14 protein-coding genes are annotated in these 15,821 nt (G+C 63.1%); 9 read left to right on the forward strand and 5 right to left on the reverse strand.

The window, feature by feature from the left end; all coding sequences use genetic code 11:
* Positions 1-125 precede the first annotated feature (125 nt).
* From GM658_RS25290 to prsT, 5 genes are all read left to right on the forward strand, one after another.
* Positions 126-491: a hypothetical protein gene (locus GM658_RS25290; RefSeq protein WP_155456846.1), complete on the forward strand. Its 366-nt coding sequence runs from the start codon at positions 126-128 to the stop codon at positions 489-491.
* 68 nt (positions 492-559) lie between these two features.
* Positions 560-1,840 carry an alpha/beta hydrolase gene (locus GM658_RS25295; protein ID WP_229417066.1) on the forward strand — a complete coding sequence of 427 codons (1,281 nt, stop codon included), beginning with the start codon at positions 560-562 and terminating at the stop codon, positions 1,838-1,840.
* Positions 1,841-1,855: 15 nt separating this feature from the next.
* Entirely contained in the window at positions 1,856-2,251 is a 396-nt protein-coding gene (locus GM658_RS25300; RefSeq protein ID WP_155456847.1) for an Hpt domain-containing protein, read from the forward strand.
* Between the two features lie 203 nt (positions 2,252-2,454).
* A complete protein-coding gene (locus GM658_RS25305) occupies positions 2,455-2,865 on the forward strand; it encodes an SEL1-like repeat protein (protein WP_155456848.1) in 411 nt (136 codons plus the stop codon).
* A 97-nt stretch (positions 2,866-2,962) separates the two neighbouring features.
* Positions 2,963-5,707: an XrtA/PEP-CTERM system TPR-repeat protein PrsT gene (gene prsT, locus GM658_RS25310; protein WP_155456849.1), complete on the forward strand. Its 2,745-nt coding sequence runs from the start codon at positions 2,963-2,965 to the stop codon at positions 5,705-5,707.
* Positions 5,708-5,714: 7 nt separating this feature from the next.
* Here prsT and GM658_RS25315 read toward each other — a convergent pair whose 3' ends face one another.
* Positions 5,715-7,325, reverse strand: coding sequence for an FAD-binding oxidoreductase (locus GM658_RS25315; RefSeq protein ID WP_155456850.1), 1,611 nt, complete (start codon positions 7,323-7,325; stop codon positions 5,715-5,717).
* Between the two features lie 2 nt (positions 7,326-7,327).
* Positions 7,328-8,041, reverse strand: a complete 714-nt coding sequence (locus GM658_RS25320) for an N-acyl amino acid synthase FeeM domain-containing protein (RefSeq protein ID WP_211841934.1) — start codon at positions 8,039-8,041, stop codon at positions 7,328-7,330.
* A gap of 172 nt (positions 8,042-8,213) precedes the next feature.
* On the opposite strand from GM658_RS25320, the gene GM658_RS25325 reads away from it, so the two are divergent.
* The 4 genes from GM658_RS25325 to GM658_RS25340 all read left to right on the forward strand — a co-directional run bounded on the left by GM658_RS25325 (position 8,214) and on the right by GM658_RS25340 (position 12,318).
* On the forward strand, positions 8,214-9,143 hold the full coding sequence (locus tag GM658_RS25325; RefSeq protein ID WP_155456851.1) for an EDSAP-1 family PEP-CTERM protein: 930 nt from the start codon (positions 8,214-8,216) through the stop codon (positions 9,141-9,143).
* Between the two features lie 102 nt (positions 9,144-9,245).
* Complete coding sequence (locus tag GM658_RS25330; protein WP_155456852.1) at positions 9,246-10,769, forward strand: XrtA system polysaccharide chain length determinant; 1,524 nt, start codon at positions 9,246-9,248, stop codon at positions 10,767-10,769.
* A gap of 11 nt (positions 10,770-10,780) precedes the next feature.
* On the forward strand, positions 10,781-11,545 hold the full coding sequence (locus GM658_RS25335) for an XrtA-associated tyrosine autokinase (protein ID WP_229417067.1): 765 nt from the start codon (positions 10,781-10,783) through the stop codon (positions 11,543-11,545).
* The gene (locus GM658_RS25340; protein ID WP_155456854.1) at positions 11,545-12,318 is read left to right on the forward strand and encodes a class I SAM-dependent methyltransferase; all 774 of its coding nucleotides are present in this window, start codon (positions 11,545-11,547) and stop codon (positions 12,316-12,318) included. Before GM658_RS25335 ends, GM658_RS25340 begins: the two co-directional genes overlap by 1 nt.
* On the opposite strand, the gene GM658_RS25345 is transcribed toward GM658_RS25340, so the two are convergent.
* The 3 genes from GM658_RS25345 to GM658_RS25355 are packed head-to-tail and all read right to left on the reverse strand — an operon-like array spanning position 12,273 to position 15,817.
* Positions 12,273-13,424: a hypothetical protein gene (locus tag GM658_RS25345; protein WP_155456855.1), complete on the reverse strand. Its 1,152-nt coding sequence runs from the start codon at positions 13,422-13,424 to the stop codon at positions 12,273-12,275. The two genes, GM658_RS25340 and GM658_RS25345, sit on opposite strands and share 46 nt — an antisense overlap.
* A gap of 1 nt (position 13,425) precedes the next feature.
* Positions 13,426-14,781, reverse strand: a complete 1,356-nt coding sequence (locus GM658_RS25350) for an MBOAT family O-acyltransferase (RefSeq protein ID WP_155456856.1) — start codon at positions 14,779-14,781, stop codon at positions 13,426-13,428.
* Positions 14,771-15,817 (reverse strand): glycosyltransferase family 4 protein, encoded by a 1,047-nt coding sequence (locus GM658_RS25355; RefSeq protein ID WP_155456857.1) that lies wholly within the window; start codon positions 15,815-15,817, stop codon positions 14,771-14,773. The genes GM658_RS25350 and GM658_RS25355 overlap by 11 nt, the downstream gene beginning before the upstream one ends.
* Positions 15,818-15,821 lie beyond the last annotated feature (4 nt).

Raw genomic sequence — 15,821 nt, forward strand, 5'->3', positions numbered from 1 at the left:
GCCAGCTCTCAACAGCGTGGAGGCGAGTATAACTACGAACAGAAGCTCGATTTCCATGGAATCTTGATGAAAAAGACAAAAGTTTTGCGTCAAGACCGCACGCGCAACGTTAGAAGGAGTCGTCAGTGAAACTGAACAGTTTGTCCGTTTTTTTAGCACTACTGTGCTGCCAGGCGGCGCAGGCCATTCCCGACCAGGAGCCCGACGTGACGGCCCAGGTAGCCGAAGTGCTGGAAGGCATCGCGGATGGCCGTCCGGCCCAGGATAAATTCACCGAGCGCGGCGCCACCTACCTCGCCGTGGCGGGGCTGCAGTCGTTGATGAAAGGATGCCCCCGCCCCATTGCGCTGGAACTGCTCTCGCGAAACGTGTTCGGGGAAGACCGGCTTTACGTGTACCGTGCAAAATGCCAGCCGCAAACGCTACGTATTGCGATCGATTTCAACAAGGCGGCGCGCATTAACAGGCTGGAACTGGCCCCGGAACGCTAGCTTCACGCGGCACTGGACTTGGGCTTGCGTGTGTGGTCAGATATGCACTAATCAGCCAGGAGAAGAGCATGGACGTCATTACGACAGCAGTGACGGCAGGTGCCGGTGAGGGCGGCATCAGCGCTGCCTACCAGATGCTGAAGTCGCGCCTGGCGTCGCAATCGCCTTCGGTTGCCGACGCCATTGCCGATGTGGAAGAGGATCCCGGCTCACGGTCGCGCCAGTTCGCCTTGAGTGACGCGCTGGCTTCCGCAGGACTTGCAGGCGACCGCTATTTGCGCGCGGCAGCCCGTAACCTCATCGACGAGGTGGAACGTCGCCGCAGTGCGCGCACCTCGCCCACCGCCAGTCTGGATGGCGCGCCGACGCATGCGGTCATGAAAGTCTACTTTGCGACCGACCGCGAATTGAGCGGAGACCGCCATCCGGCGCGCCTGTTCGGCAGCGGCCGCGGCCAGTTGCGCTATGGCAGCTGCGAAGTCAGCATTCCGCGCGACCACCGCATGGGCGAACTGGAGTCGCCTACCCTGCTGCGGCTCGAGTTCCGCGAAGAGCCGGAACAGCACGTCGTGCTGCTGGCGGCCGATGTGCTCGAGCACGAACACTATATGGCCGAACTCAAGCAGGCGATCGCCGCCAGCGGCCCGCGCAGCGCCCTGCTGTACGTCCACGGCTACCGTACCACTTTTGAGGACGCCGCGCGGCGCACCGGCCAGCTGGCCTATGACCTCGCTTTCCACGGGACGCCAATTTTTTACAGTTGGCCCTCGCAAGGCAAGCTTTCAGGATATATATTGGATGAAGCCAATGTGGAGTGGACCCAGGCCGACCTGGCCGCCTTCATGGCTGACTTCCTGCAGCAGACGGAGGCCGAGCACGTGTACCTGCTCGCACACAGCATGGGCAGCCGGGCCTTGGCCAAGGCTGCGGCCAGTGTTATTGCCGCGCGCCCGGAGCTGGCCAGCCGCATCAGCGAAGTCATCCTGGCAGCACCCGATATTGATGCTGAAGTTTTCCGCCAGCAGCTGTTGCCGGCCCTGGCAGGGGTAGCCAACCCATTGACCTTGTATGCGTCATCCGAAGATGCCGCCTTGCGCGCCTCGAAAGCCATCCATGGCTATCCACGCGCCGGCGAAAGCGGTCCTGCGATCGTGGTGGCGCCAGGCGTTGAAACGATCGACGCCACCGGCGTCGATACGGGCTTCATCGGCCATGCCTATTATGCTGAGCAGCGTTCAGCCTTGAGTGATATGTTTTACGTGGTGCAGAAAGATACCCGGGCCGCCGAGCGATTCGGCTTGCAGGCGGTCGAAGGCACGACGGGACGCTATTGGACGTTCCGCGGATAACACGGAGATTTGTCGATGAGTTATGCAAGTGCGCCGGACGAAGCCATTTTTTGTGTCGACAGGCTGCTGGAGTATATGGGGCAGGACGAAAAAGCCCTGAATACTGTCGTCAAGATTGTGCGCGACGGGATCGGTCCCGGCGTGGAGCCGCTGAATATGGCTGGCGAAGCCATCCGTGACGCCAGATTCATGGAAGCGCGCCGCATCCTGCATAACCTGCGAGGATCGATCGGCAACCTGGGGGCGAAGCGCTATGTTGCAGCGTCCCTGGCACTGGAACTGGCCCTGCAGGAAGGCCGGATTATGGAAATTCCCCTCCTGTTCACCGCACTCGAAGGTGAACTCAAGCTGGTGCACGACCATGCGGGGGCCTGGCTCGACCAGCATAGCGGACGCGCCGCCGCCCGTTAACGAATCGTTACATCTGTTACCCCGTGCGGTATTGATGCGGCGCAACATCAGTATGTTATGATGGTTTCCTGACAGGTTTTCGCAGTCTGGCGAGGCGTGCGCCTCATCCGTTCGGCATTTAATAGAATCTCGCTAGTTGCAGTGCAGCTTGCCGTGGGACAACTTGTTGTACAATAGCATTCTTTCTCGGGCCAAAAGGAAATATGGAAATTTTCAACAAGGCGGGCATTATTGTCACTTCTACACTGCTCATGGTCGGCATGCTCATTGCCTGCCAGGTCCAGGAAGAAGTCGCCCCCCCTGCTCCCGTTGTTGAAGCCGTGGCCAAGAAATTTGCCGAACACGGTGGCGCCGCTGCCGAACGCCGCCTGCAGGAATGGGCGGAACAAGGTTCCGCCGTCGCCGCCCGCGAATTGGGCATGGTGTATACGCTCGATGCGAGCAAGCATACGGAAGCGATACAGTTGCTGCAAAAGGCCGCCCGTTCCGGCGATCCTGTTTCGGCCGACTACCTGGCCAACCGCGCCCTTCCCGGCGGCGCCGTAGCCCATAACGACAGTGAGCGCAGCTTGCCGCTGTATGTCCAGCTGGCCACGCCGCGCCGCGCCAAATAAATTTCCGCCCGCCGATCGCAGGCTTTCTTGAGCGCGATCAACAAGCACTTGCCCTCAACTCCCTACGCTGGTAACTCCACTAGCCAGGGAGATTCCCATGTCACGCTTGATTACCGTCGCGGCCGGTCTGGCTCTGGCCGCATTGCTGGCCTGCCAACGCATGAAGCCGGTGGAGGATGGCTTGAACGACGCCCGTGCGGCCCATGCGCGTGGCGAAGACCGGGCGGCAATCATCCATCTGAAGAGCCTGCTGCAGCAGGAACCGGGTAATGCGGCTGCGCGGCGCCTGCTTGGGGAACTGCATCTATCGCAAGGCGATCCCGTCTCGGCCGAAAAGGAACTGCGCCGCGCACTTGCGCTGGCCCAGCCGCGCGAACAGCTGCTGCCCCTCCTGGTCAGGGCGATGCTGGCCCAGGCCGCCTATCAGGGAGTGCTTGATGAATTGCACAAGGACCCGGACTCGGCAGCCGTACTGGCATGGCGCGGCCTGGCGCTGGCCGGGTTGGGCAAACCGGGCGATGCCGCCCGCCTTTACACCCAAGCCCTGCAACAAGACAGCAAGCTGGTCGCCGCCCACCTCGGCCAGGCCAGGCTCGCCCTCGCGCAGCATGATGCAACCGCGGCGGCAGCATCGGTAGCGCTTGCCTTGGCCGCCGCACCGCATGATATCGACGCCCTGCGCCTGCGCGGCGACCTGCTGCGCACGCAAGGCGAACTGGACGGAGCGCTGGCAGCTTACCGCGCCATTCTCGCCCTGGACCAGACGAATGCCCAGGCGCATGCCGACATCACCGCCGTACTCTTTCAGCAAGGCCAATTTGGGCTGGCCCATCAGCAGCTCGACACCGGACGCAAATTCCAGCCCGCGAGCCCTGTCCTGCTGTATGCCCAGGCGCTGCTCGAACTTGGCGAAGGCCAGAACAAGGCGGCCCTGGAGCATGCACAGGCGGTACTCCAGGTGGCGCCGGACCATTTGCCAAGCCTGCTGCTTGCAGCGACCGCCGAGCTCGCCACAGGTGCGATCACGCAGGCGCGCGCCCATATCCTGCGCTACCGCCAGAGCCAGCCCGCTGAACCCTACGCCCTGCGGCTGCAAGCCATGTGCGACCTGCGCGAAGGCAAGGCGCAAGACGCCCTGCTCTTGCTCGAACCCAGCGCTGGCGCCGGCTCGCAAGACGTCGACTTGCTGGCGCTTGCCGGGGAGGCGGCAATGCGCAGCGGCAAGCACGAGCTGGCAGCGCGCTGGTTCGGCCAGGCAAGCAGCTTGGCGCCCGAGTCCGGCAGCCTGCTCGCCGCCAACGGCTTGAGCTTGCTCGCCCAGGGCCAGGATGCCCGCGCGGTGGATGCACTTGAACAGGCGACGCACAAGAACAGTACCTCAGCCCTGCGCGCCGGGGCGCTGCTGGTCATTACTCACCTGCGCGCGCGCAATTTTGCGGAAGCCATGGCGCAGGTTCGGCGGATGGAGACGCAAGGCGACAATCCCGCCATCGAAAACCTGAAGGGCGGCGCCTTGCTCGCCAGCGGCGACCTCGGCGGCGCGCGCAAAGCCTTCCAGCGCGCGCTGGCGCTCGATCCTGCACACCTGCCTGCGCTCGAAAACCTGGCCGAGCTCGACATCCTGGAGAAGAAGCTGCCGCAGGCCCGCCAGCGCTATCACGATGCGCTCGCCCGCAGCCCCAACAGCCTGACTTTGCTGATGGCCCTGGCCAAGCTCGAAACACGGCAAGGCGATGCGCGCGCCGCTGCGGCCTGGCTCGAGCGGGCGATTGCAGCCCACCCCGATGCTGCGGCGCCGGGCCGGGCATTGGCCGCGCTTTACTTGCGCAGCGGACAGGCTGAAAAGGCATTGCAACAGGCCCAAGGCCTTCATGCGCTCCATCCAGTCGATGCAGCAAGCCTGGACTTGCTGGCGCAAGCCGCGGCCGCTGGCGGAAAGCACGCCCTCGCCCTAGAGAGTTTGCAAAAGCTCGCAGTACTGCAGCCAAACAGCGCTGACGTCCTGTTGCGCGTCGCTCGCAGCCAATTGATCCTGAAGGAAAAAGGTCCTGCCCTGGTCGCTGTGCATAAAGCCCTCGCACTCGAGCCCGGCCGGGAAGACGCCCTGTTGCTGGCCAGCGCCCTGATGCTCGACAGCCGCGCCTACGACGACGCACGCAAGCTGGCGCAAACCGTCCAGCAACGCCAGCCATCCGCTGCCATAGGCTATAAGCTCGAGGGGGACGCCCTGATGGAGCAAGGCAAGGCCGCGCTGGCCGTGCCCTTGTACGAACGCGGTTTAGCGCTGCAAGCGAGCGGCCCGATGCTGATCGCACTGCACCGCGCGCTGCATGCAGCGCAACAGGATGACAAGGCCGAACGCAGCATGGGCGGCTGGTTGGCGCAGCACCCGGGCGACCAGCCGACCAGGCTGTATTACGCAAGCTATCTTCTGCAGCGCTCCGAGCTTGCCGCCGCACGCCGCGAATATGAAACCCTCCTGGCGGGCGACCCTGATAATGTCGTGGCGCTCAACGACCTGGCCTGGACATTGCTTCAATTGAAAGACGGCGATCCGCTGCGGCCTGCTGAGCGCGCCTACAAGCTCGCTCCGTCCAATCCGGCGGTCGCCGATACCCTGGCCTGGATTTATGCCGAGACCGGCAAACCCGTTCGCGCCCTGCCACTGCTGAAAAGGGCGCTGGAAAGGGCACCGACCTCAGGCGACATTCGCTTGCACTATGCCCATGCCCTGTTCCGCAGCGGCGACAGGCGCGGTGCACGCAGCCAATGCGAGCAATTGCTTGCGCTGCAGGATTTCCCGCACCGCGCCGAAGTGCAGGGCCTGATGGCCAAGCTTTGACGCCTGGTCAGCGCGGCTGGTAGCGGCCGGGAGCGATCAGCTGCTGCGGATCGAGCGCGGCCTTGATGCGCGCCACCGTGCGCCAATAAGTGTCGCGGCCGTTATCAAGCGCCGCCACCGATTGCGGACCCACGCGGTAAGGAATGTAGCCTGCCTCCATCAGCTGTTTGAACGCAGTGTGATAGCACGCTTGGGCCCGTGCCGTTTCCACACCATCATCGCGGTCGAAGCATATGGTCAGCACACCGCCAAGGGTACGTTCATTGATCATGCTGAACGTTTCGAACAGGTCGAAGCCATGGCGCGCGAAGATGGGCTCGACCAAGGCGTGGACACGCAGAAAATCCGCCCCGCGCAGCGGCAGCACGGGGGCCAGCCACATCATCCCGCATCCGTCGCGGGCCGGATTGGCGCCCAAGGGGAAACCATCAGGCAGGCCACCCCGGCGGCGCCAGTATGCGCCGGCCAGGAAGCGGCCATCGGGGATGCCGCGGTTCATGTTCAGCAAGGAGCGCCCCAGCTCGACCTGGGCTGCGAGCCGCGCACCCAGCTTGCCCCGCCCCAGCAGCCGCGCCGCAGCGCCGCCCACCGCCAGCGCGCGGTCATCAATGAAGCGCAGCTTCGCCAGGCCGCCGATTGCGGCGCGGATGGCGCTCCGGGCATCGGCGACTTGCGCGGCGCGCCCGTAAAGGGCGGCGGAAACTGTCCATGCGCCGATACCTGCCTTGGCGCACAGAGCAGAGCGCAAGCTCGCCGGCAGTGGCGGCCCGTGCGGCGCCAGTTCGGCTGGAAACGCCATGCCGCCCGACAGCACGCGCAAATCGTTCCCAATATGCACCACACTGCGCAAGGTCCCGTCCATGCGCAGCGGCCGCAAGGCATCAACCACCGCTGCGATACCGTCAAAGGTGGCGACGCTGGCCACCAGGTGATTCACAACTTCAGTTTGCGGCATCAGCCAGAAGCCGAGACTGGTAACGATGCCGAAATTCGATTGCGTGAACAACCCATCAAGCCATGGGCCGACACCGTACGGGTAGAGGTGGGCCGCGCTGGCCCGGGCGAAATGGCCGAAGCCTGTTTCCAGCGTGTCGCCGTCCGCGAGTACGATGCGCAGGCCGGCGACGTGCAGCACGCGGTTTCCGTAAGGTGTGTGGCCAAAGCCGCGTTCCAGAATATTGCCGACCAGGCTGGTATCTGGCCCTGCCCCGGTGCAATCCATCCATAAGGGCAGGCGATGTTCAGCGAGATGCCCGGCAAGCTGCGCCTGCGTCACGCCCGGTTCGATGACTGCATAAGCGAGCCCGGGATTCACTTCCAGTATGCGGTTCATGCCGCCAAGGTCGACGATGACTTGGCCGTCGCTGCTCGGGCATGCATCGCCATAGCCCCAGTTGTGGCCGGTACTCAGCGGATAAAGCGGCATGTCAAATTCTCCGGCACGCTGGACCACCGCCACCACTTCATCGTGCGAGCGTGGCCGCAGTACGGCCAGCGGCAGCACCGGATTGGCCGATGTACTGGCCGTGTAAGGGGCCAGTTCCCCAGGCGCACTCAGCACGCGCGCGGGTCCAAGCAGCTGGCGCCATGCCTGGAGCGCCGAATCAAGCCTGTCCATATTCAGTTCCTCCCATCGCGCAAACGCAGCGTGATGCCGGCCTCGTCCTGCTTCGAGAAGAAGTAGGGATAAAAGGAACGTTCGCTGGGGCTGGACTCCATGCGCCCACCGTGCAGCCTGATCTGCTCCTCCATATGCGCCAGGTCCAGCCGCAGCAGCACCGCTGGCGCATCGACGCGGCTGCAGTGGCGTTGCGGCGCGGCCGGGTGGAAACCCAGCATTCGCATATAGAACTTGACGTGGCGCGGATTGACTTCGATCACATAGTCGGTGCAGCCGTGCAGGTTGTGCGCGTAGACGTAAGAAATGTGGATCAGCGCCGCGAACACCCGCATATTCACATTGCGGTCGATCGCCAGCCGCGCCGGTTCGCACAGGCGCCGGCCTTGCGTGCGCCAGCCCGCCAGAATGTCGCCAAAGTTTTCATCGGCCGGCAGTCCAATGGCGGGGTCATCCAGGCAAAGCGACATGGTGCCGACGGTCTCGCCCTGGCTGTCCGCTGCCAGCGTGATGCGGTTCGGTTCATGCGGCGCGCTGGCAGCGACCTCGTAGCCGCGCCAGCCGTACATCTTCTGCAGCAGCACGCTGGCGGCCTCACGCTGTCCGGTCGAATTGGCCAGGCGGATATTGAACTTCTGCTGGTCGAGCGCTTGCAGGGCCTGCTCCCCGCCGGCCTTTTCTTCGATCAACAGGGAAACAATGGTGTCGTCGTCCACAGTGAGTCCTCCTTTTGGAATACGGCTTGGACACACGGCTCGGCATAAGGTTCCACCTGCGTCGGATTTCTTTTCACAGCTCGCCAGCGCCGGGGGAACATGACATGGCACGGATGCTGCTGGTATCCAAGCTGCCGGCAACTCCGCCGCGATTCAACTGGAGAACCAAGCCATGACTACCTTCCGCAAGTCCCTCCTGGCAACCGCCGCCGCGCTCGCGGTTGGCATCGCCAGCGCGCCTGCCCAGGCATCGACCTTCGCATCGGCGATCCTGGACATCAACAACTTCCGCCTGCTGCATTCCAGCGGCGCCGCTTACAGCAGCACCGACTTCACCATCCTGCAGGGGACCAATGACGCCCACGCTACGGCTGCGCTGAACAATGTCTTCGCCAATGGCACCTCCTCGATTCCGATCCTGGCCGGCACACCCAATGTTCCGCACCAATGTGTTGGCGCGCCCTGCCCGGCCTTGGCCAATAATGACTTCACGCCCTTTCCCAGCCCGCCGCCCGTCCCCGGCAGCTTCGGCTATGCGGACCAGGACTTGACCGGCGCCTCGATCACCATCGGCGCAACGCCTGCCGGAGCGCATGCGCGCACCCGCGCCGATGCATCGACGGCCATGAATTCCATCGCTTCCGGCAACTCCGATGTCGGTACCTCGACCACATTCCAATTTACCTTGGGCGGCTCGGATACAATGACCGTGGCGTTCGACGCCACGCCGTACACCCAGGCCTACGTCTCGCTGGGCTCAGGCCCGGACGCCAATGCCAATGCGCGCTTGTCCTGGTCCATCAACATCGTCGACCTGACCACCAGGCTGCCGGTCTTCACCTATGCGCCGCATGAACTGAATGCAGATAGCGTGCGCAGCCGTACCGATGCGATGCCGGGCATCCTGACCTATACGCTTCCGACGGCCGCATACGGCAGCACCTCGCCACTGCTCTCAGCGGGCACCAGCTACCAGATCACGATCCAGCACAACACGCTGGCCAATGCGCTGCAGCAGGAACTGCCGGAGCCGGATTCAGTGGCGGTGCTGGCGGTGGGCATGCTGGCGATGTCGATCGCCCTGCGCCGCCGCAAATCCTGAGCATTTCTTGACCAGCCTCAAAGTTCGGGCGGGTTCGCCATCCAGGCCGGCAACCCGTCCCTATAATCGTAAAGACCGAGGCGTCACACCAGGGAGCGCGGCATGGAGCAACTATTCAGCCAATTGCTGTCAAGCCTGAAAGGCATCTGGAAGCATCGCTGGACGGGCTTTTGCATCAGTTGGCTCGTGGTGCTGGCTGGATGGGCCAAGGTCTATTCCCTGCCCAACGAATACCAAAGCGCAGCCAGGGTGTTCGTCGATACCCAGAGCATCCTCAAGCCGCTGATGGTAAGCATGACCAGCGTGCCGAATGTCGAGCAGCAGGTGGCCATCATGAGCCGCACCTTGCTTAGCCGCCCCAATATCGAACGCGTACTGCGCATGGTCGATCTGGACGTACGGGCGATTTCACCGCGCCAGCACGACGAGATGGTGGACGACCTGATGAAGCGGATCCAGATCAATGGCACCGGAAGCTACGACATCTACACCATCAGCTATACGCATTCCGATCCGCGCCAGGTACGCGACGTTGTACAGGCCCTGCTCGCCATCTTCGTCGAGGGCAGCTTCAAGGGCAAGCGGGGCGACTCGGAAAAGGCCGTGCAATTCATCGATGACCAGATCAAGAGCTACGAAACACGGCTGCTCTCGGCTGAAAGCTCCGTCAAAGACTTTCGCCTGAAGAACAACTTTCTGCTGCCACGCGAAGGCCAGGACTACAACGGCAAGCTGCTGGCCGCCAGCGATGCGCTGGCCGGAGCCCAGCTTGAACTGGCGGAAGCCGAACAGGCGCGCAAGGCGGTGGAAGCGCAGCTCGGCGGCGATGAACCCATCCTGGCTACCGTTGGCGCGCCGGGCGAGACTTCCGAGCTGGATAGCCGCATCAGCGCGTTGAACAAGAACCTCGACAGCCTGCGCACGCAGTTCACCGAACAGCACCCGGACGTGGTTGCCACCTTGCGGCTCATCGCCCAGCTCGAGGAAAAGCGGCAACAGGAGAAGCAGAAACAGCCCGATCCTTCGGACATGGCCCGCCAGTACAGTCCGCTTTACCAGCAGATCAAGGTTGCGCTGGCCGAAGCCGACGCCAAAGTAGCCGCATTGCGGGCACGCGTCGAAGCAATGCAATTGCGGCATCAGCAATTGCAGCGGCAACGCGATGCGGTGCCCGAACTCGAGTCCCAGCTTGGGCAGCTGACGCGCGACTACCAGATCAACAAGGACAATTACGAAAAGCTGATCGCCCGCCGCGAAGCGGCCAAGCTGTCAGGGGAATTGACAACAACCACAGAGATGATGAGCTTCAAGATCATCGATCCGCCCACCATGCCACAGCGCCCCATCGGCCCCAACCGGGTGCTCTACTACAGCGCAACGCTGGTCCTTGCACTGGTGGCAGGCGCGGCAGGCGCCCTGGGACTTGCCGAGCTGCGGCCCACTTTCCTCAGCCCAGCCGATTTGCGCGCCACCACCGGCCTACGCGTGCTGGGCACCATCAGCATGAACTGGACCGAAGACGAAAAGCGCCGGCAATGGCGCGACCGCATCGGCTTCGGCGCCGGCAGCGCCTGCCTGTTGCTTGGCTATGGCGGCGTGATGCTTTACACCCTGCTATTCCAATAGATGGAGGCGCAATGCAATTACCCCCGAGTTTGCTGGAAGTGGCGCCGCCAGGCGAGGCCGGCTATGCCGACATCAACCTGGTCCGGCTGCGCCAGCGCGGCATGGTCACCCATGAGGGCGGCCGAACCGCCGTAGCCGAAGATTTTCGTATCGTCAAGCGCCACCTGCTCAACGATGCCCGCGCCACTGGCAACCACGCCATCCACCATGGCAACCTGATTGTCGTCACCAGCGCGCTGCCGGGCGAAGGCAAGACTTATTGCGCGGTGAACCTGGCGATGAGCATTTCGATGGAAAGGGATGCGCGCGCCCTGCTGGTGGACGCCGACGTAGCACGCCCTTCCGTCCTGAAAGTGCTCGGGCTGCAGGCCGAGCGCGGCTTGATGAATGTCCTGCTCGATGGCAGCGTGGAACTATCCGACGTCATCATGCGCACCAACGTTCCCTCGCTTACCCTGCTGCCCGCCGGCCCCGCCAACCGCAATGCGACCGAGTTGCTGGCCAGCCGCAATATGAGCCGGCTGTTGGAGGAGCTGGCAAGCCGCTATCCCGACCGGGTGATCATATTCGACTCGCCGCCGCTGTTGCTCACGACGGAGGCGAGCGTGCTGGTTTCGCAAATGGGCCAGGTCGTCATGGTGGTGGAAGCAGAAAGAACCTCGCAAGCGGCGGTGCAGGCAGCCTTGCAGCGCATCGAACACTGCCACCATGTGAACCTGCTTTACAACAAATCGCGCAGCTTTCCGGGAACCGAATACTACGGATACTACGAATAATGGACGCAGCCGCCATCGGAGTGTTGTTGCTGCTTTGTGCCTATATCCTGCACAAAGTGAGGAATATGCACTTGCTGGTGCATGCAATGAAGGACGAGGCGCAGCGCGGCCACGCCACCTTCTTCCGACAGCTCGAAGCCTTGCAGGGGCTGTACGTCAGCCTCGGGCTGCAACGCGCGCTGCCGCTGACCCGCGGCTGGGCGGCTTCGCCGGACTTCCTGCAGGAACTGGCCGCCCATGCACTGGACGAACGGCCGCGGTGCGTCGTGGAATGCAGCAGCGGGACGTCGACCCTCGTGCTGGCGCGCTGCATGCAAATCAATGGCGCTGGCAAGGTGTACAGCCTGGAACATGATCCTGTCTACGCCCGGCGCACGCGGCGGCAATTGGAACTGCACGGACTGGCCGAATGGGCCACCATCATCGACGCCCCCTTGCTGACCCAGGCTTTTGGATCGCGCGAACAGCCCTGGTACGACCGTAGCGCCCTGGCTGCGATTTCATCAATCGACATGGTGGTAATTGACGGCCCGCCCCAGGCAACCAGCGATGCGGCGCGCTATCCGGCAGGTCCTGTACTCTTCCCGAAACTGGCGTCTGGTGCGGCGGTGTTCCTCGATGACTCCATGCGTCCCGGCGAACGCACTTCCCTGCAGCGCTGGGCGGAAGAATTCCCGGATATGGAAATTCTTTCCTTGCCGTGCGAGAAAGGTGCTGCAGTGCTGCGCTACCGGCCCGTGGCCGCTATGCGCTGTGCGACTCCTGCCTCATAGGGATGGCTGATAAGATATTCCTTACGGCGTTGTTGAAGCTTTGCGATGTGGCCCTCGATTGATCCCGGCAAAAGCTCGGCGCCAAAGCCATCGCCTGTAGCGGCGCCCCCAGCGATACGAGCGAGGATGCTATCGCCCACACTTTCGCGATAATGCGAGGTTTCCCAATAGTTCAGCATGGCGGAACGGTTCCCCGCCTGCGGAACCGGTTCGGTGGTGACGTGGTTAAAGCCTGAAAAATCGAACACGCGCACGTCGCAGCCGGCGGCGCGCAAGCGTGCGCCGATTGCTGCCAGGTCGGCAAGCCAGGCTTCGAACCGCGCGCCTTTTCCTCTCCAATACAGGCCATCGATCGTCATGGCATGGGTCGGGTTGACATACAGCCGCCAGTGCAGCTTGCATCCCCGGCCGATCGCGCTTTCCATCGATTGCAGCGTGTCCGCCGTCGGCCCTTCCCCACGCAGGAATTCGCGCGTGCGTGCCTCGACTACCTGCGCGGCGCCTCCCCAGCCATCGATGCGCGCCTGCATGCAGGCGCCATCGCGCTGTCCGTATTGCGCCAGGCTTGGATGGCAGACTGCCAGCGAACGGCCACGGAGCAAGTCAAGCGATTCGCGGCTCATGTCGAGGCTGACCGAGCGCTGCAAGTCAAGCAGGAAGCGCCGCGCCAGGTACCGGCCGTCACTGGCGAGCAAGCCATTTTCCAGCTCCGTATTGCCGACAGATAGGGTGAACGATGGCGCGTCCAGGCCCCAGATGACCGTCCGGACATCGCCAACCTGCCTCGCATGTCCCAGCATGCGCAGCGCGTCTCCCACCGTGGCGCCTGATAGCGCGGCATTGAAGACCCGCTCCCGCCCGCCGCGCGGAACTGCCATGCCGAGTTCGGTGCGGGAATTGCCAAGATAGACAGTTTCGGGCCGGTATAAGGCGATAGCGTAAGTCTTGCCCCAGGCATTGAGCTTTTCGACCGGCTGGCGCAAGCGCTTGACTTCAGGCGTCTGCCATTGATGGATCAGATAGGGGTCCAGCGTGTAATTGGTGGCGGCCACGCCGCATACCAGGAGCAAAGGCATTCCGCCTGCGATGGCGACGTAGGATTTCATCTCAGAATTGGAAGTAGAGAAATTCGGTCGGCCGGTTCATGCTGAAGACGCAGGCAAGCAGCAAGGCGGCGACTGCGCCGGCATGCGGCAGCGATCCGGTCCAATGGCGTTGCAGCATCTCGCGCGTGTTGGGCGCGAACCAGGCCGACAGGCAGGCTGCAGCCAGCAGCGGCATTGCGCCGCCGCCTGCGGCGATGCATTGCAAGCCGGGTCCGCCCAAGGCGTGCGGCAATCCAAGTCCGTTCAAGCCGGCGATTCCGGACCAGATCTGAAGCGCAGAGGCGATGTCCGGCGCGCGGAACGGAACCCAGGCCAGCAAGACGGCGATGAACGTCAGCGGCCATGCCCACCAAGCCTCCTTGCCGCCGCCGAAACGCTGCTGCAGCACCAGGAACAGGCCATGCAAGCCGCCCCAAGCAATAAAAGGCCAACCGGCGCCATGCCAGGCTCCGCCCAGCACCATGGTGACCATCAGGTTGCGCCAGCGTTTCCAGGTTCCCCCACGGTTGCCTCCCAGCGGGATGTACAGGTAATCGCGCAGGAAACGCGACAAGGTCATATGCCAGCGGCGCCAGAAATCCGAGATATTGCGCGCCTTGTAGGGGGAATCGAAATTTTCAGGCAAGCGCACGCCGAACAATCGGGACAGGCCGATCGCCATATCGGAATACCCCGAAAAATCGAAATACAACTGCATGCTGTAGGCGAGTGTGCCAATCCAGGCATCCATCATTTGCGGCGCCACCCCGCCCGCGAACAATGGCGTCACCATTGGCGCCAGGTTGTCCGCCACCAGGACTTTCTTGGCCAGCCCAAGCGCAAAGACCGTCAATCCGAATGCCAGATCCTCCGCCTGCAGCGGCCGGCCGTTGCGGAATTGCGGCATCATCTCGGCGTGATGCAATACAGGACCGGCGACCAGATGCGGGAAATAGCTGACAAACAGAAGATAAGGCGCAAAACGCGGTTCGCGCGCTTTGCCGCGCCAGCAATCGACCAGGAAAGCGACCTGCGTGAATGTGAAGAAAGAAATCCCGATCGGCAAGGCGAGGCCGGTCGACACGCCGAACAGGAATGCCGCGTATTTGAACCAGCCCAGTGCGCAGAGATTAAGCGCCAAGGCCGCCCACAGCGCCGCGTCGCGAGGCTGGCCCGCGAGCCCGCATATGGCACGCCCCGCGCCATAGTTGGCGCAGATCGACAGCAGCAAGAGCGGGAGAAAACGCCAATCCCACCAGGCATAGAAAATCAGGGAACAAATGCCAAGCCAGGCAACGCCGCGCCGGCGAAACAACTGGTAGCCTGCCAGGACCAGCGGCAGGAACAGGAAGAGGAAGGCGAAAGAGTTAAACAGCATGGGCCGGAACCAGTTCGCGGTAGCAGGCGGCCACCTGGGTCGCCACGCGTTGCCATGTGAATTGCTCGACCATCGCCTGCACACTGGCACGCCCCGGCGGTTTTCGCGCCAGGCTAAGGATGGCCTCGCGCTGGCCAGCCCTGTCGTCCCAGGCTACTTTACGCAGCATGGTCCCGCTGCCATCGAGCTGCAAAGCGCTTTCTTCGGTCATCACGACGGGGGTGCCGGCCGCCAATGCTTCCAGTACCGAAAGAGGAAACACTTCACCCTGGCTTGGCAATGCGACCACGGAGGCTGCCGCAAAGGCGCTCGCCAGCAGGGGGTCTTCATGGTCAAGCGCGCCGAGCCAGCGTACCCACGGCGATCTGAGGATCTCCTGCAGGTATCCGTGCTCTTCGCGCGATACGGGTCCAATCAGCACCAGCGGCAATTCAGCCCCCTCCAATGCCTGCGCCAGGCCAAGCTGGTTCTTATAGGGGGACACGGAGCCGACCGTCAAGGCAAAAGGCCCGATGATGCCTGTGCGTTGCCGAAACAATTCAGCCCTGGCGGTAAAGAACTGCCGGCTGATCCCATTTGGGAACACACGTATCTTCGCGCGTTCGGTGAGAAAGCCATTGACGATGGCCTCCCGCTCGGCCTCGCCGAGCGCAATCACGAGGTCCGCGAGCTGCAACGCGCGCTTGGTCTGGGCATAGCTCGTTTGCAGGTTGTATGAGCTGATCTTGCCCGCCAGGCGGTCTGCGACGCGCGCACGGAAACCGGTATTGCGGTCCCAGCTTGGCGAAACAAGCGGCGACAGGACCACGGGCACGCCGAGATCGACTGCCGACTCCACAACGCGGAAGTTGCCGTTGTGGGCGGAGAAAACATGGATCAAATCAAAATCGGCCAGCTTCTGCCTGGACGGATCGACCAGTTCCGCCGACATTGTGGCGTCCAGCTGGTTCAGCGCCGCGATGGTTTCGCGCACTTGCACCTGCAGCCCGCCTTCGCGCTGGAACAACATCGGGTAGGACAGGATTCCAACACGCATGGCG

Origin of the sequence: Massilia eburnea (assembly GCF_009720745.1) — a bacterium.
Classification (GTDB): Bacteria; Pseudomonadota; Gammaproteobacteria; order Burkholderiales; family Burkholderiaceae_D; genus Rugamonas; species Rugamonas eburnea.